Below are 18,097 nucleotides of genomic sequence, written 5' to 3' on the forward strand. Positions count from 1 at the left end.
TATACCATCGGTTAGAATCTTCCCCTTCCGATGGTTGTTTGATTGCCCCCCGCCGCCGGTAGCAGCCCCCAATCCCCCGCCAAGCCCCTGAAATGGTGGCCGTTGGCGCTGTGGGGCGTTGCCATGGCCGTGGTGGTCGCCTGGTCCGCCATGACCATCCTGCACGACCGCGAGTCCTTCATGGCCCAGGCGGCGTTTCGCACCCAGTCCATGGCCGACCTTGCCGCCGAACAGGTCCTGCGCACCGTCGAGGGCGCCGACACCGCGCTGCAGGCCGCCCGCATCCAGTTCCGCAGCATCGGAAACTGGGACGTCCTGTCCAACGACCGCAAGACCTGGCAGATCCTCCACGACTACGCCCAGGCGCTGTCGGCGGTCCCCATCCTCTACATGGTGGACCAGGACGGCGTCATTCGCCTGCACGGCCAGAGCTTCCCCTTCCGCCCCGTCTCCATCGCCGAGCGCGACTATTTCAAGCTCCACCGGAGCAGCGCCGTCGATCTGGCCCAGATCAGCACCCCCATCATCGGCGCCGTCACCGGCAATCAGGTGATCATCATCAGCCGTCGCCTCTCCCATCCCGATGGCGGCTTCGCCGGTGTCGCCGGCGCCACCCTGAAGGCCGACGCCTTCCAGGCCTTCTTCCAGACCCTCAGCCTCGGCGAGGGCGCCATCGTCAACCTTCAGCGCGGCGACGGCTCCATCCTGGCCCGCCATCCCTTCCGCGAGGGTGCCGTCGGATCGAAAGTCGATAATTCCAAGATCTTTCCCGCCATTTCCGAGGGGGCCGCCAAGGGAACCGCCGTCACCACCTCGCCCCTGGACGGGGTGAGCCGCGTCACGGCGTTCCGGCGCCTCGAGCGCTATGGCCTGGTGCTGATCGCCGCCATTCCCGTGGAGACCGTGCTGGGCGAGTGGCGGCGCCAGACCGTCCGACTGGCCGGCATGGTGGGATTCGGCATCGTGTCTCTCACCGCGCTGTTCGTGATGCTGCTGCGCCGCTACCACAACGAGGTGGCGGCCCGGGCCGAGCTGAAGAACAGCGAGGCGACCCTGAGCCGGGCCCAGAGCGTCGCCCATATCGGCTCGTGGCAGGTGGACATTCCCACCGACCGGGTCCGCTGGTCGGAGGAGACCTACCGCATCTTCGGCCTTTCCCCCGGCATTCCGGTGTCCTTCGCCACCGTGATGGAGATGATCCATCCCGATGACCGCGACCGGGTGCGCGACGGGTTGAACAGCCTCATGGACGGCGCCTTCCTCGAGGTGGAGCACCGCATCGTCGCCGCCGGCGGCGAGCTCAAATGGGTGGCCGCCCGTGCCCAGCTGACCAGATCGGAAACCGGCGAACCGCTGGAGATCCTCGGCACCGTCCAGGACATCACCGAGAAGATGCGGGCCGAAACCGCCATCCGCGAGCATCAGGCCCTGCTGCTGGAAGTTCAGAGCGTCGCCAATCTCGGCTATTACGACTACGACATGCGCGAGGATCGCTGGCGCTCGTCGCCCATCCTCGACGGCATCTTCGGCATCGGCCCCGACTATCCCCGCACCGGGCAGGGCTGGCTGGACCTGGTGACCCCCGACATGAAGGCGGAAATGGGCGCCTATCTGGCCGAAACCCAGGCCGGCGACCACGATTTCGACAAGGCCTACACCATCACCCGTCACGGCGACGGCGCCCTGCGCTGGGTCGCCGGCCTGGGCCGGATCGAGCGCGATGCCGACGGCAAGCCCATCCGCATGGTCGGCACCATCAAGGACATCACCGAGCAGCGCCGCGCCGAGCAGGAGCTGCGCGACAAGGCCGAGGAACTGGAGCGCTCCAACACCGAGCTGGAGCAGTTCGCCTACGTGGCCAGCCACGACCTGCGCGAGCCCTTGCGCATGGTGTCGTCCTATGTGGATCTGCTGGCCCGGCGCTACAATGACCGGCTGGACGACGACGCCCGCGAGTTCATCGCCTTCGCCAAGGACGGCGCGTCGCGCATGGATCGCCTGATCCTCGACCTGCTGGAATATTCCCGCATCGGCCGCATCACCCGCCCCATGTTGCCGGTGGCGCTGGGTCCGGTGGTGGAGCGCGCCCTGCGCGCCCTGTCGGTCAAGATCGAGGAAAGCGGCGCCGAGATCGCCACCCCGCCCTCCATCCTGCCCACCGTGCTGGGCGATGGCGAGGAACTGATGCGGCTGTTCCAGAACCTGATCGGCAACGCCATCAAGTACCGCGCCCCGGACCGCAAGCCGGTGATCACCATCGAGGCCGAGAACACCGGCAAGGAATGGATCATCACCGTTGTCGACAACGGCATCGGCATCGAGCCGAAATACTATGAACGCGTCTTCCTGATCTTCCAGCGCCTGCACCGCAGGGGCGAGTTCGAAGGCACCGGCATTGGCCTCGCCGTCTGCAAGAAGATCGTCGAACACCACGGCGGCCGCATCTGGGTGACCTCGACCCCGGGCGAGGGCTCACGCTTCTCCGTGACCCTGCCCCCCATCGGGCAGGTATAGGGGGAACGGCCTCGCCCCCCCCCGCACCGCTGAGGGGGGCGAGGCCCTCGCGCCCGCCCCCTATGCCATCAGGCCGCCAGCAGATCGACGATGTCGCCCATGATGGCGGTGATGTCGTAATCCTTCGGCGTGTAGATGCGGGCACAGCCGGCGGCCAGCAGCACCTTCTCGTCCTCGGGCGGAATGATGCCGCCCGCCACCACCGGGATATCGGCGAGGCCGGCGGCCTTCATGCGCTCCAGCACCTCGGTCACCAGGGGCACGTGGCTGCCCGACAGGATCGAGAGGCCGACCACGTGGACGCCTTCCTCGAGCGCGGCGTTGACGATCTGGGCGGGGGTGAGGCGGATGCCTTCGTAGACCACTTCCATGCCGGCGTCGCGCGCCCTGACGGCGATCTGCTCGGCACCGTTGGAATGGCCGTCGAGGCCCGGCTTGCCCACCAGGATCTTGACCCGGCGGCCCAGCTTGGCCGAGACCGCCTCCACCTTCTGGCGCACGGCGCCCATCTTCTCGCCCTTGACCTCGGCGGCGGCGCGGGCCACCCCGGTGGGGGCGCGGTATTCGCCGAACACGTCACGCAGGGTCTGCGCCCACTCGCCGGTGGTGACGCCGGCATGGGCGGCGGCGATGGAGGGCTCCATGACGTTGCGGCCTTCCTGCGCGGCGGCGCGCAACTCGGCCAGGGCCTTATCCACCGCCTTGGCGTCGCGGGCGGCCTTGAAGGTCTTCAGGCGTTCGATCTGCTCGGCCTCGGCCTTGGGATCCACCGTCATGATGGAGCCGTCGCCGGTGGTGAGCGGGCTGGGCTCGGTCTCGGTCCACTTGTTGACGCCGACCACGATCTGCTCGCCCGATTCGATGGCGCCGATGCGCCGCGCATTGGATTCCACCAGCTTCTGCTTCATGTAGCTGGATTCCACCGCCGCGACCGCGCCGCCCATGTCGTCGATGCGGGCCAGCTCCTGGCGCGCGCCCTCCTTCAGGGATTCGACCTTGGCCGTGATCTCGTGCGAGCCGTCGAAGATGTCGCCGAATTCCAGCAGATCGGTCTCGTAGGCCATGATCTGCTGCAGGCGCAGAGACCATTGCTGGTCCCAGGGGCGCGGCAGGCCAAGGGCCTCGTTCCAGGCGGGAAGCTGCACGGCGCGGGCGCGCGCGTTCTTGGACAGGACGACGGCCAGCATCTCCATGACGATGCGGTAGACGTTGTTTTCCGGCTGCTGCTCGGTCAGACCCAGGGAGTTCACCTGGACGCCGTAGCGGAAGCGCCGCGCCTTCTCGTCCTTGACGCCGTAGCGGTCACGGCAGATCTCGTCCCACAGCTCGGTGAAGGCGCGCATCTTGCACAATTCGGTGACGAAGCGGATGCCGGCGTTGACGAAGAAGGAGATGCGGCTGACCACCTGCTCGAAATCGGCGGCCGGCACGGTGGGGCGCACGGTGTCGAGCACGGCGACGGCGGTAGCCAGCGCATAGGCCAGCTCCTGCTCGGGCGTCGCGCCCGCTTCCTGCAGGTGGTAGGAGCAGACGTTCATGGGGTTCCACTTGGGAACCTCGGTATAGGTGAAGCCGATGACGTCGCTGGTCAGGCGGAGCGAGGGCTGGGGCGCGAAGATATAGGTGCCGCGCGAGAGATACTCCTTGATCACGTCGTTCTGGGTGGTGCCGTTCAGCACCGACCGGTGCGCCCCCTGGCGTTCCGCCGTGGCGATGTAAAGCGACAGCAGCCAGGCGGCCGGCGCGTTGATGGTCATGGACGTGTTCATCTTTTCCAGCGGGATGCCCTCGAACAGGGTCATCATGTCGCCGATATGGCAGACGGGCACGCCCACCTTGCCCACTTCGCCCCGCGCCAAGGCGTGGTCGCTGTCGTAGCCGGTCTGGGTCGGCAGGTCGAAGGCGATGGACAGCCCGGTCTGTCCCTTGGACAGATTGGTGCGGTACAGCTTGTTGGATTCAGCGGCCGAGGAATGGCCCGAATAGGTGCGGAACAGCCAGGGCTTCTCCCGGGCGGGGGCGGCGGCTTCGCGGGCGGTCTTTTCGGTCATCGGGCGCTCCAGACTGAATCCATTCAAAAAAATGCAACTTTGCCAGGGGTTAGCGTCGTCATGCGACCTAAAATTTCTCTTTCCCCCGACTTCGCGAAACAAACTATCATTTTGTGCATTGCGAAGAAAGCGACAAAACGCTAAAAGGCGGTGTACCGAACGCCGAGGCCGGCCGTGTCGGTGAAGTATCGTCCAGAGGGTCAAGGAGTTCTAGGATGAGCGAGCAGGTGGTCAAGGATCTCTACGAGCTTGGCGAGATTCCGCCGCTCGGACACGTGCCGAAGCAGATGTATGCCTGGGCCATCCGCAAGGAGCGCCACGGCAAGCCCGATACCGCCATGCAGGTCGAGGTGGTGGACACCCCCGAGATCGATTCCCACGAAGTCCTGATCATGGTGATGGCCGCCGGCGTCAACTACAACGGCGTCTGGGCCGCGCTGGGCAAGCCCATCTCGCCCTTCGACTACCACAAGGCCGATTACCACATCGCCGGTTCCGATGCCTCGGGCATCGTCTACAAGGTCGGCTCCAAGGTGAAGCGCTGGAAGGTCGGCGACGAGGTGGTGGTTCACTGCAACCAGACCGACGGCGACGACGAGGAGTGCAACGGCGGCGACCCCATGAACTCGCCCAGCCAGCGCATCTGGGGCTACGAGACCCCCGACGGCTCCTTCGCCCAGTTCTGCCGCGTCCAGGCGCAGCAGGTCATGGTGCGGCCCAAGCACCTGACCTGGGAAGAGAGCGCCTGCTACACCCTGACGCTGGCCACCGCCTACCGCATGCTGTTCGGCCACCGTCCGCACGTGCTGCGTCCGGGCCACAACGTGCTGGTGTGGGGCGCCGCCGGCGGCCTGGGCTCCATGGCCATCCAGCTGATCGCCGTGTCGGGCGCCAACGCCATCGGCGTGATCTCGGAAGAGGACAAGCGCGAGTTCGTCCTCGGCCTGGGCGCCAAGGGCGTCATCAACCGCAAGAACTTCGACTGCTGGGGCCAGCTGCCCGACGTGGACGGCGACCCCAAGGTGTTCGCCGAGTACATGAAGAAGACCCGCGAGTTCGGCAAGGCCATCTGGGACATCACCGGCAAGGGCAACGACGTCGACTTCGTGTTCGAGCATCCCGGCGAGTCCACCTTCCCGGTGTCGTGCAACGTGGTGAAGCGTGGCGGCATGGTCGTGTTCTGCGCCGGCACCACCGGCTACAACCTGACCTTCGACGCCCGCTTCGTGTGGATGCGCCAGAAGCGTATCCAGGGCAGCCACTTCGCCAACCTGCTGCAGTCGGCCCAGGCCAACCAGCTGGTGGTCGAACGCCGCATCGATCCCTGCATGTCCGAGGTCTATTCGTGGGACGACATCCCGCTGGCCCACATGAAGATGCTGCGTAACGAGCACAAGCCCGGCAACATGGCGGTGCTGGTCCAGGCCCTCAAGCCCGGCCGCTACACCGTCGAGGACTGCATCGAGGGCTGAGACGCCCGCTGAACGGCCGATGGATTGCCGGGTCAGGCCCGGCAATGACGAAACAGAAAAATCGTCATGCCCGGACTTGATCCGGGCATCCTCGTGCCGGGCCCAATCTTTCTTCAGGTTAAGGACACCGCCATGACCGCCATCCTGCTCCCCGATCTGATCCCCACCTGCGAGTCCGCCGTCGCGGTGCTCGACAAGCTGCGGCTGGCCGCCAAGGCCAATGTCACCGCCATGGTCAGCAAGGACGGCAAGGTCAACGGCGCCCTGTTCGACGCCAACCAGACCGCCGCCCACGGCTATGCCTGGCTGGCCACCTATGTGGCGGCCCTGCAGCAGATGCTGGGCTGGGCCAGGCGCCTGGACGCCGAGGGCAAGCTGGGCGAGCTGGAAACCCTGATGCTGCAGGCGGCGTTCGGCGAATACACCGCCCAGATCTACGGCGGCATCCCCATGAGCCAGGGCGAGATGGTGCGCCCCGGCGATCTGGGGCTCGATTCCAAGGCGGTGCACGAGTTCTCCAACGACGCCACCTCTCTGCTCCGCCGCGACGGCTGCACCGCTTCCGTGCGTACCCGCATCGCCGAGCTGATCCGCGACGGCCATCATTTCGGCGAGCCGGGCCTGGAGGACGAGACCCTGGTCCTCATCCGCGACCAGTTCCGCTCCTTCGCCGAGAACGAGGTCATCCCCCACGCCCATGAATGGCACCTGAAGGACGAGCTGATCCCCATCGAGGTGGTGGACCACGTGGCCGAGATGGGCGTGTTCGGCCTGACGCTGCCCGAGGAATACGGCGGCCTGGGCCTGGGCAAGATGTCCATGTGCGTGGTCACCGAGGAGCTGTCGCGCGGCTATATCGGCGTCGGTTCGCTCGGCACCCGCTCCGAGATCGCCGGCGAGCTGATCCGCCTGGGCGGTACCGAGGAGCAGAAGCAGTACTGGCTGCCCAAGATCGCCTCGGGCGAGATTCTGCCCACCGCCGTGTTCACCGAGCCCAACACCGGCTCGGACCTGGGAAGCTTGCGCACCCGCGCGGTGAAGCAGGGCGACGAATACGTGGTCACCGGCAACAAGACCTGGATCACCCACGCCGCGCGCACCGACGTGATGACCCTGCTGACCCGCACCGATCCCAACACCAAGGATTGGAAGGGCCTCAGCATGCTGATCGCGCCCAAGCCGCGCGGCACGGAAGACAACCCCTTCCCGGCCGAGGGCATGACCGGCGGCGAGATCAAGGTGCTGGGCTATCGCGGCATGAAGGAATACGAGCTGGGCTTCGACGGCTTCAAGGTCCCCGCCGCCAACCTGCTGGGCGGGGTCGAGGGCCAGGGCTTCAAGCAGCTGATGGAAACCTTCGAATCGGCCCGCATCCAGACTGCGGCGCGCGCCGTGGGCGTCGCCCAGTGCGCCATGGAAGTGGGCCTGAAATATGCCAACGAGCGCGTCCAGTTCGGCAAGCCCATCTACGAGTTCCCCCGCGTCGGCGGCAAGATCGCCTGGATGGCGGTCGAGACCATGGTCGCCCGCCAGCTGACCTACTTCTCGGCCCGCGAGAAGGACGAGGGGCATCGCTGCGACATCGAGGCCGGCATGGCCAAGCTGCTGGCGGCGCGCGTCGCCTGGGCCAACGCCGACAACGCCCTGCAGGTCCACGGCGGCAACGGCTACGCCGAGGAATACCCCATCTCGCGCATCCTGTGCGACGCCCGCATCCTCAACATCTTCGAGGGCGCCGCCGAGATCCAGGCCCAGGTCATCGCCCGCGGCCTGCTGTCGGGCGCCCGGGACTAAGCCCACTCCGTTCCACCGTCCCCCCCCCGGGCTTGCCCCGGGGGGCCATGGATGGCCGGGTCAAGCCCGGCCATGACGTTCCATGGGGATGGTAACGGCCAGCAATTTGTTGATCTCGGCCCATAAATCGAATATCTGCCTGGGGCGACGAACAGGTCATACCTTTTTCGGAGCGCCGCCCTTGGCCGGACATTTCCGCCACCGCTTACTGGCGTTGAAGGACGCCGAGCAGGCGTTGCGCCATGAATTGCTGCAATCGGGCGAACCGGTGGGCGGGTATCCGCCGCAACTGCGCCGCCTCCACGAATCCAACGCCCGCGAGCTGGAACTGATCGTCGACGACGAGGGCTGGCCCACCGCCGATGCCGCCGGTCCCGACGGGGCCGAGGCCGCCTGGCTGGTGGCCATGCACGCCGTGTCGCGCCCCAGCTTCATGCGCCGCTGCTTAGGCCTCCTGAAATCCGCCGCCAACCGCGACGAGGTGCCCAAGCGCCACGCCGCCATGCTGGAAGACCGCATCCGCGCCCTGGAAGGCCGGCCGCAGAAATTCGGCACCCAGCTGGATTGGCAAGGCGGCCGCCTGTCGCCGCTCCCCATCGAGGACGAAACCGAGGTGGACACCCGCCGTGCCGCCGCAGGTCTCGCGCCTTTGGCCGAAACCATCGCCACGGCGCGCGCCGCCGCCCAATCCGATGGCGCGCCCCCGCCCGAGGAATGGGAAGCCTCCTCCTCGGTTCTGGAAGCCCTGGCCCGCGAAGTGGGCTGGCGGTAAGGAAAGAAAAGGCGAAGGGACTCGTCCCTTCGCGCATCCCTGGTCCATGGGCCGGGCAACAAGGGGAATTCCCATGTACAGTGACGACGATCTCGACGCGGCGGTGGGGGAAGGCATCCTCAGCCGTGACGCCGCGACGGCCTTCCGCGCCTTCGTCGCCAAGCGGCAGAATGCCCACGACGCCGACGAGGAGAGCGTGCGCCTCGTCACCAGCTTCAACGACATCTTCGTCACCATCGCCGCCGTGCTGCTGCTCTCGGCCCTGGGCTGGCTGGCGGGCAAGATCAGTCCGGTGTTGGGCGGCGTGTCGGTGGCCGCCGCCGCCTGGGCCTTCGCCGAATACTTCACCCGCAAGCGCCGCATGGCCCTGCCCAGCCTCGCCTTGCTGCTGGCCTTCGTCTATGGGGTGTTCTCCGCCGGTCTGGGCGTGGTGGGGATAGAGGATTTCGCCAGGGGCGGCTATGGCGTCGCCGCCTCGGCCGCCGTGGCCGCCCTGGCCGCCTGGGGCCATTGGAAGCGCTTCATGGTGCCCATCACCGTCGCCGCCGGAGCAGGCGCCGTGGCCGGAGCCCTGCTGGCGCTCGGCCTCGCTTTGGTGCCGGCGCTTCGGGACTTCTTCCTGCCGCTGGTCTTCGTCGCCGGGCTGGCCCTGTTCGCCCTGGCGCTCAAGTGGGACGCCGGCGATCTGGCGCGCAAGACCCGGCGCTCCGACGTGGCCTTCTGGCTGCATCTGGCCGCCGCGCCCATGATCGTCCATCCGGTGTTCTCGGCCCTGGGCGGCGGTAGCGGCGTTGGCGGAGCGGCCGGAGCGGTGGCCGTCTATCTGGTGCTGGCGGTGGTCGCCCTGGCGGTGGACCGCCGCGCCCTGCTGGTCTCGGCGCTGGCCTATGTGCTTTACGCCGCCACCACCCTGTTCGAGGCCGCCGGCTCCTCGGCCGAGGCCTTCGCGCTGACCGCCCTGGTGGTGGGTTCGTTGCTGCTCAGCCTGTCGGCCTTCTGGCACCATGTCCGCCGTCTGGTTCTCAAGACGCTGCCGGCGGCCCTGCGCCAAAGGCTGCCGGCCGCCTAGAACTGGCGGATTCCACCGATTAAGTATAAGGTGCCGGCCAGAAAGACCAACCGCCACCACAGGTTCACCGTCCATGTCCAGTGCCGCCCCCCGCCGCCCCCGTCCCGTCGTCCTGTGCATCCTGGACGGCTGGGGCTGGCGTGAAGACGCCGCCGACAACGCCATCGCCCAGGCGGACACGCCCAACTGGGACCGCTTCCTCAGCCGCTATCCCCACGCCCTGCTGCACAGCTCGGGCCTGCAGGTGGGCCTGCCCGACGGGCAGATGGGCAATTCCGAGGTGGGCCACATGAATCTGGGGGCCGGACGGGTGGTGATGCAGGACCTGCCGCGCATCGACGCCGCCGTCGCCGACGGCTCCCTGGCCGCCAACCCCACCCTGACCGGGGCCATCGCCGCCGTGAAGGCCAAGGGCGGCGCCATGCACCTGATGGGGCTGTTGAGCCCCGGCGGCGTGCATTCCCACCAGGACCATCTGGCGGCCCTGGCGCGGACCATCGCCGATGCCGGCGTGAAGGTGTTGGTCCACGCCTTCCTCGACGGCCGCGACACCCCGCCGTCCAGCGCCCAGGGCTTCATGGAGCGCTTCCTGGCCGACGTGAAGGGCCATGATGTCACCGTGGCCACCGTCTCGGGCCGCTATTACGCCATGGACCGCGACAAGCGCTGGGACCGTGTTTCGCTCGCCTGGAACGCCCTGGTCGAGGCCAAGGGCGTGGCGGGCGCCGATCCGCTGGCCGCCATCGCCGCCTCCTATGCCGACGGCAAGACCGACGAGTTCATGCTGCCCGCCGTGATCGGCGCGTACCAGGGCATGACGGACGGCGACGGCCTCCTGATGGGCAATTTCCGCGCCGACCGGGCGCGCGAGATCCTCGACTGCCTGGTCAACCCGGCCTTCGACGGCTTCGCCCGCGCCCGTCAGGTAGCTTTCGCCGCCCGTCTGGGGCTGACCGAGTATTCCAAGGATTTGAACGCCTTCCTCGACACCCTGTTCGGGCCGGAGACGCTGTCCAACATCCTGGGCGAGGTGTTGAGCCGCGCCGGCCTCACCCAGCTGCGCATCGCCGAGACCGAGAAGTACGCCCACGTCACCTTCTTCTTCAACGGCGGCGAGGAAACGGTGTACCCCGGCGAGGAGCGCATCCTGGTGCCCAGCCCCAAGGTCGCCACCTACGACCTGCAGCCGGAGATGAGCGCGGTGGAGGTCACCGACAGGCTGGTGGCCGCCATCGAGGCCGGCACCTTCGACGTCATCGTGGTCAACTACGCCAACGGCGACATGGTCGGCCATACCGGCTTCATGAAGGCCGCCATCACCGCCGCCCAGACGGTGGATGCCTGCCTGGGCAGGCTGGAAGCCGCCGTCGTGAAGGCCGGCGGCACCATGCTGGTCACCGCCGACCACGGCAACGCCGAGCAGATGAAGGACCCCACCACCGGCGAGCCCCACACCGCCCACACCACCGGCCCGGTGCCGGCGGTCCTGGTCGCTCCGCCCGCCGGGGTGGACGGCATCGGCGACGGCCGGCTGGCCGACGTGGCGCCCACCCTGCTGGCCCTGCTGGGCCTCGCCCAGCCGGCCGAAATGAGCGGGCAATCCCTGCTCCGCCAGACCCTCCGTGCGGCGGGTTAAGGGAGCCCTCTTCGCAACGGCGCTGCTCCTGCTGGGGGCGGCGCCCGCTTTCGCCACCTGGGACAAGCCGGTGGATGCCGGCGAACGCCTGCGCGAGCTGGAAAGCCAGCTGGAACGCTCGCGCGCCGAGCACGAGGACGTGCGGCGCAAGGCCGAGGACCTGTCCGCCGAGACGGCCCGGCTGCGCGCCGACATGGTCAAGGCCGCCCGGGCGGCGCAGGAGAGCGAGGACCTGCTGTCCGAGCTGGAAGCCCAGCTGGAGGACCTGCGCAAGCGCGAGGTCAGCCGTTCCGACGCGCTGGAGCGCCGCTCGCGCCAGATGGTCGGCGTGCTCACCGCGCTCCAGCGCCTGGCCTGGCGCCCCACCGAGGCGCTGATCGCCCAGCCGCAAAGCCCGGCCGACACCGTGCGCTCGGCCATCCTGCTGCGCGCCGCCGTGCCCCAGATCGAGCAATCGGCCCGCGACCTCAAGGTGGAGATCGACGGCGTCGCCAAGCTGCGCGCCGAGATCAGCGAGCAGCGCAGGCTGATCGCCACCACCACCGGCTCGCTGGAGCGCGAGCACGTCCGCATCAAGGACATGTTCGAGCGCAAGTTCCAGGTGCAGAACGCCACCGAGCAGGAGCGCCGCGCGCTCGAGGCCCGCCTGCAGGACCTGGGCAGCCAGGCGGAGGATCTGCGCGATCTGCTGTCGCGGCTGGATCAGGAACGGGAACGCCGGCTGGCCGAGGCCGCCGCCAAGGCCGCCGCCGAGAAGGTCGCCCGCGAGACCGAGGCCACGGCGCGCCGCATCGCCCGCGAGGCCGAGCTGGCCGCCAGCAAGGCCGCCCGCGAAGCCGAACTGGCCGCCAGCAGAGCGGCGCAACAGGCCATCGCCGAGGCCAAGGCGCGCGAGGACGAGGCGAGCAAGGCCGCCCAGCAGGCCGCCGCCGAGGCGCGCGCCCGCCAGGAGGCCGCCGCCCGCGCCGCCCAGGAAGCGGAGATCCGGGCCCAGGCCGAGGCCAAGGAAAAGCAGCTGGCCGCCGAGAAGGCCGCCCATCAGGCCGAGCAGGCCTCGCGCGAGGCCGCGGCGCTCCGCCCGGTGAAGAACGACAAGCCCTTCAGCCAGGCCCAGGGCAAACTGCCCTATCCCGCCCGCGGCCGGGTGGTCGAGACCTACGGCCAGCCCAACGACGTCGGCCACGTGTCCAAGGGCATCACCATCAACACCCGCAAGGCGGCCCAGGTCATCGCCCCCTATGACGGCCACGTGGCTTTTGCTGGTCCGTTCAGGGGTTACGGCCTTCTCTTGATCATCGAACACAGCGAGGGCTATCATACCCTGCTGGCGGGAATGGCGCAGATCGACTGCGCCGTCGGTCAGAAGCTGTTGACGGGCGAGCCCGTCGGCGTCATGGGGCAGGACGACAGCAAGCCCAACCTTTACGTGGAGCTGCGCCGCAATGGCCAGCCGGTCAACCCGTTGCCTTGGCTCATGGCACATAAAAGTAAGGCCAGTGGATGATTCGCAAGATCCTGATCGCGGCGGGCAGCTTCGCCCTGCTGTCGACGACCGCCCTCACCCCCGTTTCCGCCGCCGAGCGCAAGGAAACCTACAAGCTTCTCGACCTGTTCGGCGAAGTGCTGGAAAAGGTCCGCAGCGAGTATGTGGAACCCGTCAATGACGAGGAACTGATCGAGGCCGCCTTGAACGGCATGCTGACCTCGCTCGATCCCCACTCGGCCTACCTCAATCCCAAGAACTCCAAGGACATGGACATCCAGACCCGTGGCGAGTTCGGCGGGCTGGGCCTGGAAGTGACCATGGAGAACGGCTGGGTCAAGGTGGTCTCGCCCATCGACGACACCCCGGCCTACCGCGCCGGCATGCAGCCCGGCGATTTCGTCACCCACCTGGACGGCGAGCCGGTCCAGGGCCTGTCGCTGTCGGAAGCGGTGGATCGCATGCGCGGCACCGTCAACACCGACATCAAGCTGACCGTGCGCCGGGCCGGCGTCGAGCAGCCCTTCGACATCAAGCTGACCCGCGCCGTCATCAAGGTGCAGACCGTCAAGGGCCAGCTGCACGGCGATATCGGCTACATCCGCATCTCGCAGTTCAGCGCCACCACCCACGCCGATCTGGTGCGCATCATGGGGCAGTTGAAGAAGGACATCGGCAAGACGCCGACCGGCTTCGTCATCGACCTCAGAAACAATCCCGGCGGCCTCCTGGATCAGGCGGTGGCGGTGTCCGACGATTTCCTGGACAAGGGCGAGATCGTCTCCACCCGCTCGCGCCGGCCCGAGGACACCCAGCGCTTCAACGCCCGGCCCGGCGACATCGCCGATGGCCTGCCGCTGGTGGTGCTGATCAACGACGGTTCGGCCTCGGCCTCGGAAATCGTCGCCGGCGCGCTCCAGGACCACAAGCGCGCCGTGCTGCTGGGCACCCGCTCGTTCGGCAAGGGCTCGGTGCAGACCCTGATGCCGCTGCACGGCCACGGCTCGCTGCGCCTGACCACGGCCCGCTACTACACGCCGTCGGGCCGCTCCATCCAGGCGGTGGGCATCGAGCCCGACATCAAGGCGCAGCAATCCAAGGTGGAGCCCATCGCCGGCGCCGCCGTCGAGCGCCGCTCGGAAGCCAATCTGCGCAAGGCCCTGCCCAATCCCAACGGCGACAAGGCCAAGCCCGCCGACAAGCCGGCCGAACCGGCCAAGGCCCCCGAATCCAAGGCGCCCGAGCCCAAGAGCCCGGAGCCGAAGGGCGATGGCGGCAAGGCCGAGGCGCCCACTCCCATCAAGCTGGGCGACCCGGCGCAGGATTACCAGCTGGCCCGGGCCCTGGATCTGCTGCGCGGCCTGTCGCTCTATCGCCCGGCCCAGCGGTAAGCGGACAGCGGGTCCGCATCCATGGCCGCCGACACCCACTTCGATCTCGAGGAACTGGACGACGAACCGGTTCCCGAGATCGTCGTCGAGGAGTTCAAGCCCGAACGCAAGCCCCTCAATCTCAAGCCGATTCTCATCGGCCTGGGAATTCTGGTGGCCGGCGGCGGACTGGGCGGCATCGCCTATCTGTTCACCGCCTACGAGACCCGCGACCTGATCGGCCTGATGGATGTGGGCGAGAACCCGCCCAAGCTCTCCTTCGATCTGCCGGGACGGGGCGAACCGGCCAAGCCGGGAGCCGGAAGCGGCCTGCTGACCCCGCCGGTGGCCCCGGGAAGCGAGAAGCCGGTGGGTGAGGTGCTGAAGGCGGTGCCCGACGACACGCCGTCGCCCGATTCCCTGCCGCCGGCCATCGCTCCGGAGAAGGCCGTTCCGCCCGCCACGGCCGAGGCCAGGCCGGAAACGGCGGTGGCGGCCCTGCCGCCCGGCGGCGATTACGTGGCCGAACCGGAATCGCCGGTTTCCAAGGCCTTCGCCCCCAAGCCGCCGCCGGCGGTGGATTCCTCGGGCATTCCCACCCAGCCCAACCCGCGCAACGCCGACAAGCCCCCCAGCTACGAGGGCCTGCCGGCCCTGAAGGGCGAGGTCAAGGCGCTGCCCGCCGCCCCGGTCAAGGAACTGCTGAAGAAGACCGCCATCGGCGACATTCCCGCCCCGGCCCCCGACGGCCGCCAGCCCTGGCAGGTCTATGCCCGCCCGTGGTCCGGCCCCGCCGATCGCGGCAAGGTGGCCGTGGTGGTGATGGACATGGGACTGGACAAGGCGGCGACCGAGGCGGCCATCGCCAAGCTGCCGCCCGAGGTGACGCTCGCCTTCAGCCCCTATGCCCAGGGCCTGGACAAGTGGGTGAAGAAGGCCCGCGACTACGGCCACGAGGTGATGATGGTGCTGCCCGCCGATGCCAGCGGCGCCCAGCCCCGCGATCCCGGCCCGCTGGGCATGACCAACGCGGTGCCGCCCGAGACCAACCTGGCCCGCATCGAAGGTGTGATGACCCGGGCGGCCGGCTATACCGGCCTGATCTCGCTGGGCGACAGGTTCGCCGCCACCGAGCAGATCGTCCAGACCCTGGGCAAGCTGCGCGACCACGGCCTGCTTTACGTGGGGCCGGGAGCCGCGCCGGCCGACCGGGTTCCCGCCATCGCCCCGGTGACGGCGGTCGCCGATGCCGAGCTGTTCCGCGAGGCCATCGACATGCGCCTCAACCAGGTGTCCATCGCGGCGCGCACCAAGGGCAAGGCCCTGGTGGTGATCAATCCCCGGCCGCTGTCCTTCGACCGGCTGCTGCCCTGGCTCAACGATTTCGACGGCCAGAAGCTGGTGATCGTGCCGGTCTCCACCCTGGTCCAGCCCCCGCCCGCCCCCGGAAAGTCATGAGCAAGAAGAGCAAGCCCCCCCTCCTGCCCTACGACCAGCGCCCCTACCGGCCCGGCATCGGGCTGGTGCTGCTCAACGACCAGGGGCTGGCCTTCGTCGCCCAGCGCATCGACACCCCCGGCAACGCCTGGCAGTTCCCCCAGGGCGGCATCGACGAGGGCGAGGACCCGCGCGCCACGGCGCTGCGCGAGATGGAAGAGGAAATCGGCACGGCCAACGCCGAGATCATCGCCGAAAGCCGGGGATGGATTTCCTACGACCTGCCGCCCGACATCGCCGACCGCAGCTGGAAGGGCCGTTTTCGCGGCCAGACCCAGAAATGGTTCTGCGCCCGCTTCACCGGGACCGATTCCGACATCAATCTCGAGACCGAGCACCCGGAGTTCGAGCGCTGGTGCTGGATGGACCTGGCAGAGGTGCCGGGGCTGATCATCCCCTTCAAGCGCGCCCTCTACGACCAGGTGGTCGCCGAATTCCTGCCGTTGGCACGCTCGTTCCGCCTCAAATAACCGTCTTCAGTTTCTGGCCCGGCCTGATGGTTTCGTTGGCCTCGAGGCCGTTCAGCACGCGAAAGCGCTCCAGTTTGTGATCCTCGTAGGGCAGCTGCTCGGCCAGCTTCTCCACCGTGTCGCCGGCCTTGACGGTGATGACCTTCAGCTTCAGGGGCTTCACGGCCGTCTTCTCCCCCTCCGTCATCCTGCGGATCGACATGCCCGAGGTCCTGAAGTCCTTGGCGTGGGCCGCCGTCTGGTTGGGTGGCGTCAGATAGAGGAAGCGGTAGGTCTGCTTGCCGTTCTTCACCGCCAGCAGGCGGGCGTCCATGGTGCCCTTGTTGGTGTTGAGCTTGGTCAAGCCGGTGGCCGCCGGCATGCCGTTGATTTCCAGCGATTCGATGGCGGTCAGGCGCGCCCCCTTGGCCCATTGGGTCTGAAGGTAGTTGGTCATGTCGCCATGGGCCTCGGCGCCCATGTCGAAGCGGATCAGCGATCCGTCGGCATGGGCCGCCGTCACCGCCTTGGGGCCGTTGATCAGGCGGAAGCCGGCCGGCACCTCGTAGCGGATGCCCAGCCCGGCATGGGAGAACACCCGCCCCCTGACCACGCCCTCGTCGGGATCGTCGCCCACCAGCATTCCATCCAGATGGGCCAGATACTGTTCGCGCCCCACCGCCCCCTTGTGATCGGCCACCTTGACGGCGGCGGCGGCGTCCCGCACCCGGTCGATGGTGCGGGGATGGCTGGCGAACAGCGAGGTCTCGTCCACCTCGTCGGGCGAGCGCCCGGCCAGCATCGCCTCGAGCCGCGCGTGATCGCGCAGCTTGGCCAGGAAACTGGCCATGTTCTCGGGGTTCCAGCCGCTGACCGCCATGTAGCGGATGCCCAACTGGTCCGCCTCGCTCTCCTGGTCGCGGGAATAGCCCTGGAGATAGGCCGCCGCCCCCAACTGGGCGATGTCGCCCGCCCCCGACACGCCGGTCAGCACCCCCACCACCACCCCCAGCACGCCGGTGGCCACGTTGGCGGCCATGGCCTGGCTGTAGCGCAGCGCGGTGTGCCGCCCGGTGACGTGGCCGATCTCGTGGCCGACCACCCCGGCCAGCTCCGCCTCGTCGTCGGCCAGCGCCATCAGGCCGCGCGACACGTAGACATAGCCGCCGGGCAGGGCGAAGGCGTTGACCACGTTGCTGTTCAGCACCGTGAAGCGGAAGGGCGCGCCGGGAGTCTCGGTGTTGCCGGCCAGCCGCTTGCCGATGCCCGCCACATAGGCCTGGATCTTGGGATCCTCATAGACTCCGCCGAACTGCTTCAGGATGTCCGGGTGGGCCTCGGCGCCCATCTTCTGCTCGTCCTCTGAGGACAGCACATTGAAATTGCTGCGTCCGGTGCCCGGCGTCACCTGGCACGAGGTCAGCAGGGTCGAGGCCAGCAGGGCGGCGAGCAGGGGGGCGGAGCGGCGCATGGTTCCCTCGGCGGATGGGAGCGTGACGAGGGAAATGATACGACGTCCGCCGGCGGGAGCAAGTCTCGCCTTTGCCGAGGGGGCGCCTACTGCCCGTCGTCGCCGTCGGAGCCGAAATCGTCCTCGGCCGGGGCGGAGGCGATGTCGCGGCGCACTTCGGGGGAGTTGAGGATGGAATCGATGCGCGACGCGGTGTCGAAGGTGGTGTCTTCCTGGAACCACAGATCGGGCACGGCGCGCAGTTCCACCATGCGGGCGATTTCGTGGCGCAGGAAGGCCTTGGCGCGCTTCAGCCCCTCCAGGATGGGCTTGACCTCGCCGCCGCCCAGCGGCACCACGAAGACGGTGGCGTTGCGCAGATCAGGGCTGACCCGCACCTCGGTGACGGTGATGGGGCGGTTCTGGAGGTCGGGGTCGCGGAACTCGCCCCTCTCGATCACCATGGCGATGGCGTGGCGCAATTCCTCGCCGACGCGAAGCTGGCGCTGGGACGGTGGCTTGGCACCCCGGCTCATGGCA

The 18,097-nt window shown here is 68.3% G+C and carries 13 protein-coding genes; 10 read left to right on the forward strand and 3 right to left on the reverse strand.

Features of this window, described 5'->3' with window-relative positions; translation table 11 throughout:
• Window positions 1–123 precede the first annotated feature (123 nt).
• Window positions 124–2,514: an ATP-binding protein gene (locus tag ACV4UZ_RS15685; protein ID WP_491601726.1), complete on the forward strand. Its 2,391-nt coding sequence runs from the start codon at window positions 124–126 to the stop codon at window positions 2,512–2,514.
• A gap of 68 nt (window positions 2,515–2,582) precedes the next feature.
• Here ACV4UZ_RS15685 and ACV4UZ_RS15690 read toward each other — a convergent pair whose 3' ends face one another.
• Complete coding sequence (locus tag ACV4UZ_RS15690; protein WP_491601727.1) at window positions 2,583–4,769, reverse strand: methylmalonyl-CoA mutase family protein; 2,187 nt, start codon at window positions 4,767–4,769, stop codon at window positions 2,583–2,585.
• 11 nt (window positions 4,770–4,780) lie between these two features.
• Here ACV4UZ_RS15690 and ccrA point away from each other — a divergent pair, with 11 nt between their 5' ends.
• The 9 genes from ccrA (at window position 4,781) to ACV4UZ_RS15735 (ending at window position 16,128) form a co-directional block, all read left to right on the forward strand.
• A complete protein-coding gene (gene ccrA / locus ACV4UZ_RS15695) occupies window positions 4,781–6,037 on the forward strand; it encodes a crotonyl-CoA carboxylase/reductase (protein WP_491601728.1) in 1,257 nt (418 codons plus the stop codon).
• A 132-nt stretch (window positions 6,038–6,169) separates the two neighbouring features.
• A complete protein-coding gene (locus tag ACV4UZ_RS15700; protein WP_491601729.1) occupies window positions 6,170–7,831 on the forward strand; it encodes an acyl-CoA dehydrogenase family protein in 1,662 nt (553 codons plus the stop codon).
• Window positions 7,832–8,012: 181 nt separating this feature from the next.
• On the forward strand, window positions 8,013–8,603 hold the full coding sequence (locus ACV4UZ_RS15705) for a DUF6624 domain-containing protein (protein WP_491601730.1): 591 nt from the start codon (window positions 8,013–8,015) through the stop codon (window positions 8,601–8,603).
• 73 nt (window positions 8,604–8,676) lie between these two features.
• The gene (locus ACV4UZ_RS15710; RefSeq protein ID WP_491601731.1) at window positions 8,677–9,672 is read left to right on the forward strand and encodes a hypothetical protein; all 996 of its coding nucleotides are present in this window, start codon (window positions 8,677–8,679) and stop codon (window positions 9,670–9,672) included.
• Window positions 9,673–9,745: 73 nt separating this feature from the next.
• Window positions 9,746–11,308, forward strand: a complete 1,563-nt coding sequence (gpmI, locus tag ACV4UZ_RS15715) for a 2,3-bisphosphoglycerate-independent phosphoglycerate mutase (protein ID WP_491601732.1) — start codon at window positions 9,746–9,748, stop codon at window positions 11,306–11,308.
• Window positions 11,295–12,812, forward strand: coding sequence for a peptidoglycan DD-metalloendopeptidase family protein (locus ACV4UZ_RS15720; RefSeq protein ID WP_491601733.1), 1,518 nt, complete (start codon window positions 11,295–11,297; stop codon window positions 12,810–12,812). Before gpmI ends, ACV4UZ_RS15720 begins: the two co-directional genes overlap by 14 nt.
• Window positions 12,809–14,182, forward strand: a complete 1,374-nt coding sequence (locus ACV4UZ_RS15725) for a S41 family peptidase (protein WP_491601734.1) — start codon at window positions 12,809–12,811, stop codon at window positions 14,180–14,182. The genes ACV4UZ_RS15720 and ACV4UZ_RS15725 overlap by 4 nt, the downstream gene beginning before the upstream one ends.
• A gap of 21 nt (window positions 14,183–14,203) precedes the next feature.
• Complete coding sequence (locus tag ACV4UZ_RS15730; RefSeq protein WP_491601735.1) at window positions 14,204–15,619, forward strand: divergent polysaccharide deacetylase family protein; 1,416 nt, start codon at window positions 14,204–14,206, stop codon at window positions 15,617–15,619.
• Complete coding sequence (locus ACV4UZ_RS15735) at window positions 15,616–16,128, forward strand: RNA pyrophosphohydrolase (protein WP_491601736.1); 513 nt, start codon at window positions 15,616–15,618, stop codon at window positions 16,126–16,128. The genes ACV4UZ_RS15730 and ACV4UZ_RS15735 overlap by 4 nt, the downstream gene beginning before the upstream one ends.
• On the opposite strand, the gene ACV4UZ_RS15740 is transcribed toward ACV4UZ_RS15735, so the two are convergent.
• Together ACV4UZ_RS15740 and rbfA are read right to left on the reverse strand one after the other, a co-directional pair.
• Entirely contained in the window at window positions 16,121–17,578 is a 1,458-nt protein-coding gene (locus ACV4UZ_RS15740; RefSeq protein WP_491601737.1) for a M48 family metalloprotease, read from the reverse strand. The two genes, ACV4UZ_RS15735 and ACV4UZ_RS15740, sit on opposite strands and share 8 nt — an antisense overlap.
• A gap of 86 nt (window positions 17,579–17,664) precedes the next feature.
• The gene (gene rbfA, locus ACV4UZ_RS15745; RefSeq protein ID WP_491601738.1) at window positions 17,665–18,093 is read right to left on the reverse strand and encodes a 30S ribosome-binding factor RbfA; all 429 of its coding nucleotides are present in this window, start codon (window positions 18,091–18,093) and stop codon (window positions 17,665–17,667) included.
• Window positions 18,094–18,097 lie beyond the last annotated feature (4 nt).

The sequence above is a fragment of the Paramagnetospirillum sp. genome (genome assembly GCF_058402745.1).